The organism is Nocardia sp. NPDC058705, from assembly GCF_042749305.1.
GTDB lineage: Bacteria > Actinomycetota > Actinomycetes > Mycobacteriales > Mycobacteriaceae > Nocardia.
On sequence record NZ_JBHYRN010000001.1, the window covers coordinates 479129 to 497135 of the forward strand.

Annotated in this window: 2 protein-coding genes; both read right to left on the bottom strand. The window is 66.3% G+C overall.

Features of this window, described 5'->3' with window-relative positions; translation table 11 throughout:
* Position 1: 1 nt before the first annotated feature.
* Positions 2–15055: an amino acid adenylation domain-containing protein gene (locus tag ACFW6D_RS02135; RefSeq protein ID WP_379323853.1), complete on the bottom strand. Its 15054-nt coding sequence runs from the start codon at positions 15053–15055 to the stop codon at positions 2–4.
* Positions 15056–15723: 668 nt separating this feature from the next.
* On the bottom strand, positions 15724–17829 hold the full coding sequence (locus ACFW6D_RS02140; protein ID WP_379323855.1) for an MFS transporter: 2106 nt from the start codon (positions 17827–17829) through the stop codon (positions 15724–15726).
* Positions 17830–18007 lie beyond the last annotated feature (178 nt).

Sequence of the window (18007 nt, forward strand, 5' to 3'; positions counted from 1 at the left end):
ACTAGCTCACCTCTCGATTCATCCTGCGCAGAGCCGGTCGCCGGGTGGGAGCCAGTTGCGGCCACCGCGCGGCGAGTTCGGCCACCGTGGCGGCCTCGAACATCACTCGAATCGGCACTTCGACGCCGAGCACCGACCTGATCCGGCTGGTCAGCCTGGTCGCCAGCAGCGAATGGCCGCCAAGTGCGAAGAAGCTGTCGTCGATGCCGACGCGGCCAACCCCCAAGATCTCGGCGAACAGTTCGGCCAGGGTCTCTTCGTGGTCGGAGCGTGGCGCCCGATACTTGCTGGCCGACACCCACTCCGGTGCGGGCAGCGCCGCGCGGTCGAGCTTGCCGTTGGTGGTCAACGGCACCGAGTCGATCACCATCACCACGGTGGGCACCATAAAGTCGGGCAGTCGTTCGGCCGCGAACGCGCGCACGCCGGCAGGGAGCAGCGTGTCCTGGGGGCTGTTGGCGTACGCGGCCGGATCACCCACCACGTCCGACGGCAGGTACACGTCGGTCAGTACTCGGTCCTGCGCCGAGGTGGCTTCGACGAAGACCGCGTCCATCCGACCGGGTTCCGACGACCAGGTGACCACCGTCCGGTATCCGAGTTCCAGACCGAGCGCGTGCAGGTCCTCGGGCAGCAGACCGACACCTCGCCGGTCGGCGGCGAGGATTCCTTCGAAACCGGCGCCGAGCTGGTCGGTTCGATCATCGGCCGAGACCGGGAGTCCTGATCTGATCTGCTCGGTCACCGCGATCTGGCCGATGAGTCCGGCGTGTGGGATCCCGGTGACGCGAAGACCGTCGGGATGGTCCGTGCGCAGCAGGGTGGTGAGTGAATCCTGGTCGCGGAACTCGACTTTCGGCGTCTCTGCGACCGACAGCGGCTGTTCGGCATGCTTACGCAGAACGACGTCGTAGCGGTATCGGGTCAGCTCGTTCACCGCGAAACCGCGTTTGAGCTCGATATCTACCGCGCCGATTCCCAGGTCACGACCCAGTGCGAGGAAGTACTCCGGTGCCAGCAGGAGTTCCTTCTCTGCCGCGATGTCACGACGGACCCGATCCTCGACCACCGCGGGATCCTCACCGCCCTCACGGGTGACCTGCACGGCGGTGGTGAACTCCTCCAGCAAGGCCAGGTTACGCACGTCGCCGAGGAACACCGCACCGCCGGGAGCGAGCAGTTCGAACTCGCGCTCGAGGACTCGGCGCAGATACCGTTCGCCGGGGAAGTACTGGACCACCGAGTTCACCACCACGGTGTCGAAGTAGTGCTGGGGCAGGCCGTCGGTGTCGTCGGCCGCTCGGACACTCAGAAAGACGCGGTCGGTGAGCGTCGGATCGAGTTGCTGTTGCAGCGTGCTGATGGTCGCGGCCGAGAAGTCGGTCGCCCAGTACTCGGCGCAGTCCGGTGCCACCTGCGACAGCAGCAGCCCTGAGCCAACACCGATTTCGAGGACACGCTCGGGCCGCAGCGCACGGATACGGTCGACGGTGGTCGAGCGCCATTCCCGCATCTGGTCCAACGGGATCGGCGCACCGGTGTAGGTGCTGTTCCAGCCGCCGAAGTCGTCGCCGAAACCCGTGGCGGCGGTATCAGCGCCGTACACGTCGTCGTAGACCTGGCGCCACTGGCCGACCAATTCGTCTTCGCCGATCACCGGGCCCGTTCGGTCGGCGACCACATATCCGACCAACTGGCTGCCGCCGACCTCAGCGTCGTGCGCCACCACCACGGCGCGAGACACCGCAGGATGCTGCGCGAGGACGGTTTCCACCTCACCCGGTTCGACGCGGAATCCACGGATCTTCACCTGGTCGTCGACCCGGCCCGCGAATTCCAGCACGCCGTCGGCCTTCCAGCGCACGACATCACCGGTGCGATACAACCGACCGCTACCGCCACCGCCGGGGTCGAACGGGTCCGCCACGAACCGCGACGCGGTCAAGGCGGCACGTCCGTGGTAGCCACGCGCCAATTGCGTTCCCGCTACATACAATTCGCCCGGCACGCCGACAGGGACCGGCGCCAACCACGAATCCAGGACATACACCCGCGTATTCGTCACCGGAACACCGATCGGCACGGCACCGTCGTCCTCAGCGCCTGCGTGATAGTCGGTCACACACGCTGTCGTTTCGGTGGGTCCGTACCCGTTGATCACCTGTACCCCAGGATATTTCGCGTTCAGCCGGTGCACGAGCGTCGCGGTCAGTTCGGCGCCGCCTGCGATGATCTCGCGCAGAGTCCGCAGCGGGTTGTCGAGCCGGGGTTCGTCGTGATCGAGCAGAGCCGAGAGCATGGGCGGCGTCGAGAACATCTTCGTCACCGAACGGGATTCGACCAGGTGGGTGATCTCGACCAGGTCCGAGCGCTGCTCGGCGGTGAGCACCACCGTCGCACCGCCGGTCAGGGCGGGCCAGATCTCGTAGGTGGAGGCGTCGAAGGCGATCGAGGTGTGCACGAGCACGCGATCGGCCGGGTTGATCGCCCATGCCTGAGCGACCAGGTTCACCACGTTGCGGTGGGTTACACCAACACCTTTGGGCACACCGGTCGAGCCCGACGTGTAGATCACATACGCCAGATTCTGTGGTGCGGCGCCGACAATCTCTTCGACGTTGTCCGACGTCAAGGGTGCGTCCACGAACAGCAACGGTGGTGCCGGGCGAGGTAGCACGTCCGCGGTGGCCGAATCGGTGACCACGACGACCGGTGCGGCGTCGGCGAGGACGAAAGCAAGGCGGTCCGAGGGGTAGGCCGGGTCGATCGGCAGGTATCCGCCGCCTGCCTTCAGCACGCCGAGCAGCGCGACGATCAGTTCCGCGGTCCGGGGCAATGCGACCGCGACAATACTGTCGGGGCCTACCCCGTGCGAGCTCAAGGATCGTGCGAGCTGCTCGGCCCGGAGGTCGAGTTCGGCGTAGGTCAGTTCGGTCTCACCGCAGACGACCGCGAGCGCATCCGGCGTCCGGCCTGCCTGCGCCTGGAACAGTTCGACGACGGTGGTGTCGACTATGTCGTAGACGGTCTCGTTCCATCGATGCAGTATCCGTTCGCGCTCCTCGGTGTCGAGCACATCGATCGATCCCACCGAAGTGTCAGGGGCCGTGGCGATCTCGCGAAGGATGCGCACGAACCGCGACGCCATCGCCTCGACGGTGCAGCGATCGAACAGTTCTGTGGCGTACTCGACGAATCCGTCCCACCCGGTGCCTGCGGGCGCGTCCGCGACGTTGAAGAACAGGTCGAACCGCGCGGCCGCGATGGACGCGTTGTAGGACTCGAATCGCACGCCGGACAGTTCCAGCGTGGGCAGCGTGTTGTTCTGGAACGCGAGGGACACCTGGAAGAGCGGGTGGTGGGCCGCCGAGCGGGCGGGGTTGAGCAGTTCGACGAGCAGTTCGAACGGCACATCCTGATTCTCGTACCCGGCCAAGGCCTTTGCCCTGACCTGGGCGAGGACTTCGGTGAACGAGGCTTCCGGCGCGACCGTGGCGCGCAGCACCCAGGTGTTGACGAAGAAGCCGACCAGATCCGACAGTGCGTCGTCGGTGCGGCCCGCGATGGGCGAACCGATCGGAATATCCTGTCCGGCACCGAGTTTGAACAGCAGTACCGCCAGTGCCGACTGCAACACCATCGACACGGTCGCGCCCTCGCGGCTCGCCAGGTGTTCGACGGCGGCACGGGTCTCGGGGTCTATCCCGAACAGCACCATGTCGCCGCGATAGCTCGCGACCTTGGGCCGTGGACGGTCCGTCGGCAAGGGCAATTGCTCGGGCAGACCGTCGAGTTCTGTTCGCCAGTAGTCGAACTGGCGAGACAGCAGACTGGTCGGATCGGTGGCCGAACCCAGCAGTTCCTGTTGCCACAGTGCGTAATCCACGTACTGCACCGGCAGCGGCGGCCATTCCGGTGCGCGATATTCCAGACGGGCCGCATACGCCTTCGCCAGGTCCCGCAGCAGCGGTGCCATCGACCAGCCGTCGCCGGCGATGTGGTGGATCAGGAACACCAGCACGCAGTCGTCGGCACCGTGGCGGAAGACGTCGGCGCGGATGGGGAGTTCCGAGGACAGGTCGAACCCGTATCGCATCGCCGTGGCCAGTTCGCCGTGATCGACTTCGGTGGTGTGCATGTCGGTCACGGTGACCGGCACGTCGATGCCGGTGGCGTCGAGGACACGCTGGGCGGGAACACCGTCGGTTTCCTCGAAGACCGTTCGCAGGCTTTCGTGGCGGGCGATCACGTCGCCGACGGCAGCGGTGAAGGCCGACGCGTCGAACGCACCGGTCAGGCGGACCGTCAATGGCATGTTGTAGGTGGCCGAGGGGCCTTCCAGTCGGTGGATGAACCACAACCGCCGCTGCGCGAACGACAGCGGAACCACGTCCGGGCGGGTCCGGGCCGACAGTGCCGGGCGCACTTGCGCCCCGGTGTCGAGGCGGGTCGCCAGTTGCGCCACGGTCGGGGCGTCGAAGACGGTCCGGATCGGCACCTCGGCGCCCATCACCGCGCGGATGCGGCTGGTCAGGCGAGTTGCCAACAGCGAATGACCGCCCAGTGCGAAGAAGTCGTCGTCGGCGCCGACGCGGTCGAGGCCGAGGACTTCGGCGAACAGGTCGGCGAGGGTTCGCTCCCGCTCGGTGTCCGGTGCACGGTACTCCCGGGTGGTGGCGAAGTCCGGGTCGGGCAGGGCGCTGCGGTCGAGTTTGCCGCCTGCGGTGAGTGGCATCGAGCCGAGCACCGTCACCGTCGCGGGCACCATGAATTCCGGCAGTCGTTCCGCGGCCCAGCGCCGCACCGCGGCGGCCAGCAGACCTGCTCGCGGATTGTTCGCATATCCGGCGGGGGCGCCTACCGGAGTCGGCGGAAGGTACACATCGGTCAGCGGATATCCTTGCGTGGCTTCGGGTTCGACGAAGACGGCTTCCATCAGGCCCGGCTCGGCCGACCAGGTCACCGCCGTTGTGTAGCCGTGTTGTCGCCCGAGTTCGTACAGGTCCTCGGGCAGAAGGCCCGTTCCGGATCCGGCATCGAGCGTCCCTTCGAACCCGACGTCGAGGGTGTCGTCGCTGGACTGACCCGCGTGGATTCGCCGGGTCGCTTCGATCTCGGCCGTCAGTCCGGTGTGGGGAATGCCAGTGACCCGCAGTCCGTCGGGATGGCTCGTGTGCAGCAGCGTGCGCAAACACTCTTGGTCGCGGAAGACGACATTCGGTGCGGCAGCGACCGAGTAGGGGCGCGCCGGTGACTTGTGCAGGACAACGTCGTAGCGGTATCGCGTCAGCTCGTTGACCGAACGGCCCCGTTTGAGGCGAATATCCACGGCACCGAATCTGGCTGCCGCACCGCACAATCCAGCGAAGTACTCCGGTGCCAGCAACAACTCCTGCTCGGCGGCGATGTCGCGTCGAACCCGGTCGCCGACCGCAGCCGGGTCGTCCCCACCGTTGCGCCTGACCTGGACCGCCGTGGCGAACTCGGTCAGCAACGCGAAATTGCGCACATCGCCGACGAATACCGCCCCGCCCGGAGCCAACAGTTCCGATGCCCGGTCCAGCACCGTGCGCAGGTAACTCTCACTCGGGAAGTACTGAACAACCGAGTTGATCACCACGGTGTCGAAATAGCCGGTCGGCAGCCCCTCGAGATCGTCCGCCGCTTGCGCGCGCAACACCACCCGGTCCACCCAGTCGGCGTCCAGTTCACCCAGCTGCGCACGTAGCGCCGAGATCGTCGCACCGGACAAGTCCGTCGCCCAGTACTCCCCCGATACCGGTGCTACCTGCGACAGCAGCAACCCTGAACCCACACCGATCTCGAGCACCCGCACCGGATCCAGCTCACGAATCCGTTCGACCGTCGCCGAGCGCCATTCCCGCATCTGCTCCAACGGAATCGGCGCGCCCGTGTAACTGCTGTTCCAGCCACCGAAATCCGAACCGAACTCGACGTCGGATTCGACGCTGTGGTCGGTGCCGATGTCGGTCCCGGAGTACAGGTCGTCGTAGATCCGACGCCACTGGCCGACCAACTCGTCCTCCCCCACGGCAGGCCCGGACCGGTCTGCCACGACGTATCCGGCCAATTGTTTGCCGCCGGTGTCGGTGTCACGCGCGACCACCACTGCACGCGAAACCGAAGGATGCTGTGCCAGAACAGATTCGACCTCGCCCGGTTCGACGCGGAAGCCACGGATCTTGACCTGATCGTCGCTACGTCCGGCGAACTCCAACTGCCCGCGCGCATTCCAGCGCACCACATCGCCGGTCCGGTACAGCCGACCACCGGTCGGATCGAACGGGTCGGCGACGAACCTGGCCGACGTGAGTCCGGTTCGCCCGTGATATCCGCGCGCCAGTTGCGCACCGGCCACGTACAGCTCACCGGCCACCCCGACCGGAACCGGCGCCAACCACGAATCCAGTACGTACACCCGGGTATTGGCGACGGGCGCACCGATCGGAACGATCGCGTCCACATCGGCGGGAACGGCGAAGGTTGTCACGTCGACCGTTGCTTCGGTCGGACCGTACAGGTTCTCGATGCGGGCATCGGCGAACCCGGATTTCATCGCGTGCACCAGTCCCGAGGTGAGCGTGTCGGCGCCGGTGTTCACCTGCCGCACACTCCGGAACGGGTTGTCCGGCAGGGTTTGTGCGTATTCGAGCAATGCCGAGAGCAGTGGTGGTGTCGCGAACAATTTCGTCACCGACCGGGTCTCGGCCAGACGTGCGATCTCCACCGGATCCGAACGCTGCTCACTCGCGATCACGAGGGTGGCACCACCGCACAGTGCGGGCCAGATCTCGTAGGTGGAGGCGTCGAAGGCGACCGACGAGTGGACCAGCACGCGATCGCCCGGGTCCACCGGCCATGCTTGGGCAACAAGGTTCACCACGTTGCGGTGAGTGATCCCCACGCCTTTCGGCACACCGGTGGAACCGGAGGTGTAGATCACGTAGGCCAGATTGTGCGGAGCGACGACGACATCGGCGTGCGGCTCCGCCTGTTCCGAGTGATCGAGGTAGACGTGCGGCACCTCGGTCGGCGGCAACTCCTGCGCGGTCACCGGATCGGTCACGACGACAACCGCGCCGGCGTCGGCCAGGATGAACGCCAGCCGGTCCGGCGGGTAGGCCGGGTCGATCGGCAGGTACCCGCCACCGGCCTTCAGCACACCGAGCAGGGCCACGATGAGCTCCGCGGATCGGGGCAGGGCAACTGCGACGAGGGCATCGGGACCCACACCCTGCGAAACCAGTGTCCGCGCCAACTTGTTTGCACGACACTCCAATTCGCGATAGGTGAACTCGGTGCCCGCGCATACCACCGCGATCGCATCCGGGGTTCGGATGACCTGCGCTCCGAACAGCCCGACGAGAGTGGTGTCTGGGGTCTCGACGGTGGTGGCGTTCCAGCGATCCAGCACCAGGGTGCGTTCCGACTGGTCGAGGGCGTCGATCGCCCCGATCGCGACACCCGGGTCAGCGACCATCTGCCGCAGCAACCGCACCCAGCGCGCCGCCATCGTCTCGACGGTGGACCGATCGAACAGCTCCGTCGCGTACTCGACGAAGCCGTCCCAACCGGCACCGGCAGGCGCGTCGGCGATATTGAAGAACAGGTCGAACCGGGAGGCGGCGAGGGACGCCGGATAGGGCTCGATATCGACTCCGGCGAGGCGGAGGTCGGGCAGCGTGTTGTTCTGGAATGCGAGCGTCACCTGGAAGAGGGGGTGGTGTGCTGCCGATCGGGTGGGGTTGAGCAGTTCGACGAGCAGTTCGAACGGCACATCCTGGTTCTCGTAGGCCGCCAGCGCTTTGGTGCGCACGCGGTCGAGGATCTCGGTGAACGAGGCCGCCGACTCCACGCGGGTGCGCAGTACCCAGGTGTTGACGAAGAAGCCGACGAGGTCGGTCAGCGCGTCGTCGGTGCGGCCGGCGATCGGGGCGCCGATCGGAATGTCTTCCCCGGCACCGAGTTTGAACAACAGCACCGCCAGTGCCGACTGCAACACCATCGACACGGTCGCGCCGGAATCTGCCGCCAGCCGCTGTACCGCCAGCCGTGTGTCGGCGTCGATCTCGAAGGTCACCGTGTCGCCGCGGTAGCTCGCCACCCTCGGCCGTGGCCTGTCCATCGGCAATCGCACCTGTTCGGGCAGGCCGTCGAGTTCGGCGCGCCAGTACTCGAACTGGTGAGCGAGCACGCTGTCGGGGTCGGTCGCCGAGCCCAGGAATTCCTGCTGCCACAGCGTGTAATCCACGTATTGCACCGGCAGCGGCGCCCACGCGGGTGCCTGGTCGCGCAGGCGTGCCGAGTACGCCACCGACAGATCGCGCAGCAGCGGTGTCAGCGACCAGCCGTCACCGGCGATGTGGTGGATCAGCAGCACCAGCACCGATTCGTCGCCGTTGCGGAAGATGTCGGCGCGGATCGGGATCTCACCGGACAGGTCGAATCCGTAGCGCGCGGCCGTGGTCACCGCAGTGTCCAGGTCGGCGGGATTGTCCGTTTCCGTGAATGGCACCTCGACGGCGTGCATGACTCGTTGTGAGGGCATGCCGTCGGCGTCGACGAAGACGGTCCGCAAGCTTTCGTGCCGGGTGACGACATCGCCGATCGCGGCGCGCAACGCCACCGAATCCAGTCCGCGCAGCCGGACCGCCAGTGCCATGTTGTAGGTGGCCGACGGCCCTTCGAGCCGGTGGATGAACCACAGGCGCCGCTGCGCGAACGACAACGGCACCACCTCGGGACGATGCCTGGCCGACAGCATCGGACGCACCCGAGCACCGGCATCGAGCCGGGTCGCCAACTGCGCCACGGTCGGTGCGTCGAACACCGTCCGGATCGGGACCTCGATCCCCAGGACCGCCCGGATCCGGCTGGCCAGCCGAGTAGCCAGCAGCGAGTGGCCGCCCAGCTCGAAGAAGCTGTCGTCCACGCCGATTCGTTCGCGGCGCAGTACTTCGCCGAACAGCTCGGCCAGTGCTCGCTCGCGCTCGGTACCCGGCGCGCGATAGCCCACCGAGGACACCAGTTCAGGTTCCGGCAAGGCCGTGCGGTCCAGTTTTCCGTTCACGGTCAACGGCACTGCCTCGATGACTGTCACCGCCACCGGCACCATGAACTCCGGCAGTCGATCGGCGGCGAAACGGCGTACCTCCTCGCCGGTGAGCGGGGTGTTTCCGTTCTCGGCTGGTTCGGCGACCACGTAGCCGATCAGTTGTTTGCCGCCGGTGTCGGTGTCGCGTGCGACCACGACCGCTTGGGACACCGCGGGGTGCTGTCCGAGTGCGGCAGCCACCTCGCCGGGTTCGACCCGGAATCCCCGGATCTTGACCTGGTCATCGGCTCGACCGACGAATTCCAGGACACCGGCCGCGGTCCAGCGCACCACGTCACCTGTTCGGTACAGCCGGCCACCGACCGCACCGAATGGATCGGCCACGAATCGCTCCGCGGTGGACCCGGGGCGGCCATGGTAGCCGCGGGTGACCTGTTCACCGGCCACATACAACTCGCCGGGGACTCCCACGGGGACCGGCGTCAGCCATGAATCCAGCACGTAGGCAGCCATATTCGCCAGCGGGGACCCGATCGGCACCGAAAGCTGGTCCGCGAGCACGTCGGCTGCGAACATCGTGGCGAACACGGTGGTTTCGGTCGGCCCATAGCCATTGGCCACTCGGACATCGCCGACTCGGCTCTTCAGTCGACCGACCAATCCCGGCGGAAGTTCGGCACCGCCCACGATCACCTGCGTCAAGCTCCGAAAAGCGTTGTCGGGCAACGATGCCGCGTAATCGAGCACGGCCGAGAGCAATGCCGGTGTCGCGAACATCTTGGTCACCGCTCGTCCGGTGACGAGTTCAGCGATTTCGGCCGGATCCGAGCGTTGCTCACCGGCCAGGATCACCGTGCCGCCGCTGATCAGCGCGGGCCAGATCTCGTAGGTCGAGGCGTCGAACGCGATCGACGAGTGCACGAGGACACGCTCACCGGGACCGGCCGCCCACTGCTGAGATGCGAGGTTGGCGACGTTGCGGTGTGTGACCGCAACGCCTTTGGGGACGCCGGTCGAACCGGAGGTGTACATCAGGTAGGCCAGGTCGTCCGGCCGGACAGATGTGGTCCGGTTGAGCGGAGCATCGCCTATCTCGACTGTGTCGAGGTGCAGCTGAAGTTTCGCGGTGCGGGGCAGGGCGGTCGCGGTGGCCTCATCGGTCAGGACGATGGCGGGGGCGGCGTCGGCGAGGATGAACGCCAGCCGATCCGAGGGGTAGGCGGGATCGATCGGCAGGTACGCGCCGCCGGCCTTCGACACTGCGAGCAATGCCACGATCAGGTCCACGGATCGTGGCAGGGCGACCGCGGCGATGTCGCCGTGACCGACACCGCGCGCGTTCAGCAGCCGGGCAAGGCGATCGGCACGGTCGTCGAGCTCCCGATAGGTCAGCTGCTCGTCCGCGTATACGACGGCCACCGCATCCGGGGATGCTGCTGCCTGTGCCTGGAACAGCTCGACCACGGTGCGTCGCTCATCGAGCGGCACGGCGGTGTGGCTGTGCAACAACAGTTCTCGTTCGTCGGTGCCGAGAACATCGATGGACCCGACCAGAATGTCCGGTGCGGATACGACCTGCCGCAGTATTCGCGTCAATCGAGCCGCCAATGCCTCGACCGTGGCGCGGTCGAACAGGTCGGTGGCGTATTCGATATAGCCGTCCCACCCCGCCGGACCGTCCCCGATATTGAAGGTCAGGTCGAAACGTGAGGTGGCGATGGGCGGGGTGCGGGAATCGACGTCGACGCCGGGGAGTTCCAGTGCGGACAGGGGGCTGTCCTGCAAGGTCAACATGACCTGGAACAGCGGATGATGCGCCGCCGAACGGGTGGGATTGAGCAACTCCACCAGCAACTCGAAGGGTGCGTCCTGATTCTCGTACCCGGCCAGGGCCTTTGCCCTGACCTGGGCGAGGATGTCGGTGAACGAGGCCGCCGGAGCGACCGAGGCGCGCAGGACCAAGGTGTTGACGAAGAAGCCGACGAGTTCGGTCAGCGCGTCGTCAGTGCGGCCTGCTACGGGGGTGCCGATCGGAATATCCTCGCCCGCACCGACTTTGGACAACAGCACCGCCAACGCCGACTGCAGAACCATCGATACCGTCGCGCCCGTGTCGGCGGCCAGGCGTCGCACCGCGCCACGGATCTCGTCGTCGATCTCGAACAGGACCGTCGCACCGCGATAACTCGCCACGCGGGGGCGGGGCCTGTCGAGGGGCAATCGCAGCTGGTCGGGCAAGCCGTCGAGTTCTGCGCGCCAGTAGTCGAACTGTTGTGCCAGTACGCTTTTCGGATCGTCCGGCGAACCGAGCAATTCCTGCTGCCACAGTGCGTAGTCCACGTACTGCACGGGCAACGGCGGCCATTCCGGGGCTCGCTGTTCGAGCCGTGCCGCGTACGCCGTCGACAGGTCCCGCAGCAGGGTGGTCGCCGACCAGCCGTCACCGGCGATGTGATGGATCAACAACACCAGGGTCTGATCCTCGGCACCACACCGGAAGACACTGGCCCGGATAGGAATCTCGGCGGACAGATCGAACCGGTACCGCGCGGCTTCGGCAACAGCCGTCGCCAGGTCGGCGGGATCGACATCGGCGACGGTCGTTGGCACCTCGACGCTGTCCACTACGTGCTGGGCGGGCACACCGTCGGTTTCGACGTAGACCGTGCGCAAACTCTCGTGCCGCGCGACCACATCACCGATCGCCGCCGCGAAAGCCGAGGCGTCGAAGACACCGGTCAATCGCGCCACCAGCGGGACGTTGTAGGTGGCCGACGGCCCTTCGAGCCGGTGAATGAACCACAGTCGCCGCTGCGCGAACGACAACGGCACCACCTCGGGCCGCTGCCGAGCCGACAACATCGGACGCACCCGGACTTCGGCATCGAGCCGGGTCGCCAACTGCGCCACGGTCGGTGCGTCGAACACCGTCCGGATGGGCACCTCGATCCCCAGCACCGCCCGGATCCGGCTGATCAGATGAGTCGCGGACAGTGAGTGCCCACCCAGTTCGAAGAAACTGTCGTCGGCCCCGACCCGATCGCGTCCGAGGACTTCGCCGAACAGCTCGGCCAACACCGATTCCCGGTCGCCGCGAGGTGCCCGATACCGTGACGACGACACCAGCGACGGCACGGGCAGTGCGGCTCGATCGAGCTTGCCGTTCGCGGTCAACGGCATCGCGTCGAGCACCGTCACCGCCGCAGGCACCATGAACTCCGGCAGCCGCTCGGCCGCGAATCGGAGCATCTCCCTACCGACCACACGGTCAGCCACGACGTACCCCAGCAGTTGCTTGCCGCCGTCGGTGTCTCGGGCGATCACCACTGCTTGCGACACCGCGGGATGTTCTGCCAGCACGGTGGCGACCTCACCGGGTTCGACCCGGAAACCACGCAGCTTGATCTGATCATCGGCACGGCCGACGAATTCCAGCACGCCGGTCGCGTTCCAGCGCACCACGTCACCGGTGCGGTACAGCCGACCACCGCCGGTCGGATCGAACGGGTCCGCGACGAACCGCGCCGCGGTCAGGCCCGCCCGATTCCGGTAGCCGCGCGCCAGCTGTGCACCGGCGACATACAACTCCCCCGCCGTGCCCACCGGGACCGGCGCCAAGCCCGAATCCAGCACGTACACCCGCATGTTCCCCAACGGTGCGCCGATCGGACTGCCGCCCCGAGTGTCCTGTGCCGCAACCAGTTCCAGTTTCGTCACGTGGACCGTCGTTTCGGTGATCCCGTACATATTGACCAGCGTCGGCCCGTCGACATCGGCGGAGTTCCAGCTCCGCAGGTGGGCTGGATCGAGGGCTTCGCCGCCGAACACCACCATGCGCAGCGCGGAATCCGTGCCGCCGACCGTGCGGGCTTCGGCCAGCGCGTGGAAGGCCGAGGGTGTCTGGTTGAGGATCGTGACCCCCGCGTCGACGACCAACTGCCACAGTTGCGCCGGGGTGCGCACCACGTCCCATGGCACGACCACCACCCGGCCACCGTGTACCAGGGCACCCCAGATCTCCCAGACCGAGAAGTCGAAGGCCGCGGAATGGCACCAGGCCCAGACATCGTCGGCACCGAATTCGCACCACTGCGCGGTACTCAGGAACAGGGACGCGACATTGCCCTGGGTGACCGCGACGCCCTTCGGCGTCCCGGTGGAGCCCGAGGTGTAGATCAGGTAGGCGAGGTTGTCGGGCCGCGGTGGCACGCGCGTGCGGCCAGCAGATGCGGTCTCGGCGTCTTCGAGCAGGATCTGCGGTATTGCGGTGTGCGGCAGAGTCTTCGATGTCGCGCCGTCGGTGAGGATCGCGATCGGTTCGGCGTCGCCGAGGACGAATGCCAGTCGCTCCGTCGGATAGGTCGGATCGATCGGCAGGTAGGCGCCGCCGGCCTTGAGCACCGCCACGATCGCGACGATCAGCTCCACCGACCTCGGCAAGGCCACCGCGACGACGCTGTCCGGGCGCACCCCGTGCGAAATCAGGGTTCCCGCAGTCTGTTCGGCCCGTCGGTCGAGCTCCCGATACGTCAGCTCCGCCTCACCGGACGTCACCGCCACCGAGTCCGGCACCCGCGACACCCGGTCTTCGAACAGGCCGAGCAGGGTCGCCTCCGGCGCGACGGGCACCGCCGTGTCGTTCCACATACCGAGCACCCGCGCACGCTCGGGACCGAGAACATCCACCGACCCGATCGGGGCAGCCGGATCGGCTACCGCCTGGCGCAGGTAGCGAGCCAGCGATGCCAGGTAGCCGTGCAGATCATCATCGGTGTAGAGCTGGGCGTCTCCCTCGATCCGGAGGTAGCCGCCGCGCGATGCCTGTCGTTCGTAATAGAACACGATCGACAGATCGCCGCTGCTGCCCGCCGAGAAGAGCTGGAGATCGGCTGTGCCGCCGACCATTCGCAAGGCACCGAAGAACGACATGATGTTGACTACCGGACCGAAGGCATCAGCGCGAGAGTCCGCCATCTGCAAGTCTCGCCGAATATTCGACATCCCGTAGCGCAGATGATCTTTGGCGCTCGCGACGCTGTCGCGGATCCGTTCGGCGAGCTGCGCGAGGGAAAGGCTTCTGCTCGAATTCACCAGCAGCGGAACGGTATCGGAGAGCTGACACGGCGTTCTCTGGGCAATAGCGGTTTGATTGGACACCGACATCTGCACACAGAATTCGTCGCGCGACGCATGCCGTTGAATGGTGGCCGCCGCCACCGACATCAACAGATAGGGCAATCGGACACCGACCGATTCGGCCGTGGCGATCAGCTCTTCCAGCTCCGCACCGGACACGCTGCGGGTGCAACCGACCCGGCCCGGCTTCGCGCCGCTCTCGGCACTGCCCGGCAGTCGCAGCGGGTCGATCCCGGCCGGGATCTGCCCGCGCCAGTAGGCGCGATCGACGGCTTGCTGGTCACGTCGGTAGGCCTGATCGCTATCGAGAACATCATCGACACTGACGAATCCGGCTGGTGCGATGGGCGTCTCGCACGCCGAGGCGGCGTAGACGTCGAGCACTCGCTGAGCCCAGGTGGCCACACCGACGCCGTCCATGATGATGTGATGGAAACACATCGACAGGAAGTATTGTTCGGCACCGACTTTCAGCAGTGCGACGCGCAGCAGGGGATCCATTTCGAGATCGAAACCCCGCTCACGTTCGCGGGACATATATTCGAACGCAGCAGATTTCGGATCGGACAGGTCGGTCAGATCGCGATATGTCGGCGCCCAGTCACCGACATCTCGCTGAATCTGCATCGGGCCGTCCGCATGATGGACGAAATTTACTGTGAGCGATTCCGATTCGGCAAGAACATGATGCACCGAATCGAAAAAGCGGCCGATTTCGAGGCCCGCCCGGATATCGACATAAACGATGCAGTTGTTCGGCTTGTCGGACAGCTCGTGCGCCAGCCAGAGTTCTTTCTGAATCGACGTGAGATTGCGCAGCAGTGAATTCCCACCGGGTTGCATGGCAGTTCCCCTCGCTTATCACCTGGGCTGAGCGGCACCGACCACTTGCCGACCGCTCACGTTCGTAGAGCCGGGCTCACACGACGGCAGTGGGGTCCATCCCACACGCCGACGAGCAGTGGTGCTGAGCACCAAATACTTTGTCTTGCTTACGAATACAGATCTGACGACGACGAGCGGTCGCACATCCACCGGCCGCGACGGCACGTCGAAACATCCCGACGGGCACACCGGTCGGACGGGTGCCCAAAATGGACACTTGATCACTACCAGCTGAACTGTTGCGAATCGGCCAGTCGATCGACTGGCCCTGATGTCGAAGCCCCGGAATCATGTCGCAGCTCACCCATTCAGTATGTCTCAGTCCGCGTAACTGTCGATGTACTACAGCGGAATTCGCTGGACGAAGTGGTAACTTTTCAGCTTCCCCGTGATTACATGACACGTAAATATGTGCAATACCGAATGCCCGGTTCGCTTACCGACCGACAGATGTCCGTGACATCCATTCGAACGGCGAAAATCCGGGCGGCGCCGGTGAACGAGAAATACGCTGCCCAACACCCTCATCACTACACCCGAAAGTTGCTGATACGTCAGCGACTTTACCGCAGCGGCACCTGGTTTCATCCACACCAGGAGGTGGCATGGCGTGGCGTGGAAATTTCTCAGCCGAGGGCGCGGGCCAGGATGCGGTGCACGTAGTCGGTGTCGGCCGGTGCGTTGTCGACGAGGATCGCGGTGCACAGGCCGTCGGACGCGGCGACGAGCGCGGCCCCGGCGTCCGGGTCGTCGGTGAGGGTGGCGGCGAGGTCTGCGACGTGCTCGCGCCAGCGCCGGGCGACAGGTGCCAGCGCCGGGCGACGGGCCGCGAGGGTGGACAGTTCGCGTTCGGCCAGAGCACGTTCGCGCCCCACTCCGGCGGAATCGGCGATCAGTTCGGCCAGACCCCGAAGCTTGTCGCCGGAACCGTCGATGATCCCGCGGATACGTGCGGTGTAGACATCGGCGACGCTGGACAAGGCCGCGATCAGCAGATCGTCGAGGGTGGCGAAGTAGTAGGTGGTCAGGCTGGTGGTGATCCCGGCCTGCGTGGCGACGGTGCGGTGCGTGACGCCCGCGGCGCCGTCACGAGTGACCACGGCGAGGGTGGCCTCGATGATCTCGGCGCGGCGCTTGTTGCCCCTGGCCTTGCGACCATCGATGGACCGGTCCTCGTCGTTCATGCACCCTCCTGTGTGAGTCGAGGGTAGTCGAGCAGCCCAGCACTCGTCCGCTCCGAGTGGACGTACGTGTCGCAGTGTCGTCAGGCAGAGCACGGCGGCGACGACGATGGCGACACCCGCGATCACCGCGGCGATGTTCACTCCCGTGACGAATGTGTCCTGTGCGGCCCGCACGACCTCCGCGGGCACGCGATCGGCCACTGACAGCGCGCCGCCGAGACTCTCGGTGAGTTGCGCTTCAACCGCGGGTTCGACATTCGCCGGTGTGCTCACCCCTGCCCGGTAGAGCGCGGTGGTGAGGCTGCCGAGAACGGCTACGCCGACAGCGATTCCGAGTTCCTGGACGGTTTCCGACAGTGCGGCCGCCGAACCGGATTTCGTCGGCGGTGCGGCGCCGACGACCATGTCCGTGCCCAGTGCGGCGACCGCGCCGAGGCCGAGGTAGACGAACGCGAAGCCGGTCACTACTTGCACCGGGTCACCGGCGTCGGCCAGCGCCAGCAGCGCGTATCCGAGCACCGAGATTCCGAGCGTGACGGCCATGACCGTGCCGGGTGGTATCCGCCTGGCGATCAACGGTGCTCCGATAGCGGCGGCGAACATCGCCACGGCGGGCGGGCCCATCCACAGTCCCGCGACCAATGGTGTGCGGTTTTCGACGAGTTGGAGGTACAGCGTGACCAGGTACATGGTTCCGCCGACTCCGACCAGCACGATCAGCAGCACGGCCAGCGCCGCGGAGAACGCTCGATTCCCGAACAGGGTGACATCCAGCAGCGGCGAGGCCAGTCGGCGCTGCCTGCGCACGAACGCGATTCCGGCGATGACGGCGAGCACCGCGAGCGCCACCGTGCCGAAGCCGAGGCCGTCGGCGGCAGTGTGCTTGATCGCGTAGATCAGCGGCAGGATGGTCGCCAAGGACAGGGCCACGCTGGCCGGATCCAGTGCTCCCGCACCGGGTTCGGCGTATTCGGGCAGCAGTGCGGGCGCTGCGACCAGCACGACAACCGCGATCGGGACGGCAAGCAGGAACGCGGCTCCCCACCAGAAGGCGTCGACCAGCGCGCCGCCGACGATAGGTCCGGCGGCCATGCCGAGGGCGAACATGGTGGCCCAGATCCCGATCGCCACCGCGCGCTGGCGCGCATCGCCGAACATGTTGGAGATCAACGACAGTGTCGACGGCATCAGGGTGGCCCCGGCGATGCCGAGCAGCGCTCGGGCCAGGATCAGCAGTCCGGCGCTGGGAGCGAAGGCCGCGAACACCGAGACCGCGGCGAACGCCGTTACGCCGATCATCAGAAGGCGCCGCCTGCCGATCCGGTCACCCAATGTGCCCATCGTGATGAGGAATCCGGCGATGAAGAACCCGTAGGCGTCCATGATCCACAGCGTCTGTGTCGCGGAGGGGTCGAGCGCCGCGGCCATGCTGGGCAGGACCAGGTAGAGCACCGTGACATCTAGTCCGAGCAGGACCGTCGGCAGCGCCAGCAATGCCACACCTGCCCATTCCCGTAGTCCCGCCCGCCTGGTAGCGACTTCTGTCATGTCGACTTCCCTCCACTCGAGATATTTGTACGATAGTCCAATTAGGACATTCGTACAAGTAGATTTCCGCAGCCGCAGATCAAGAGGGTTGCCCACCTCGGCGTCGAGGCGTTGCTCGCGGACCCGTTGATGTGCGCGTTGTACGCGGGCGATCACGGTCCACCGACCTGGCCGTCGC

Excerpts from the sequence above, each read along its gene's own strand:
- ACFW6D_RS02135 (WP_379323853.1), bottom strand. The coding sequence starts at position 15,055 with ATGCAACCCGGTGGGAATTCACTGCTGCGCAATCTCACGTCGATTCAG.
- ACFW6D_RS02140 (WP_379323855.1), bottom strand. The coding sequence starts at position 17,829 with ATGACAGAAGTCGCTACCAGGCGGGCGGGACTACGGGAATGGGCAGGT.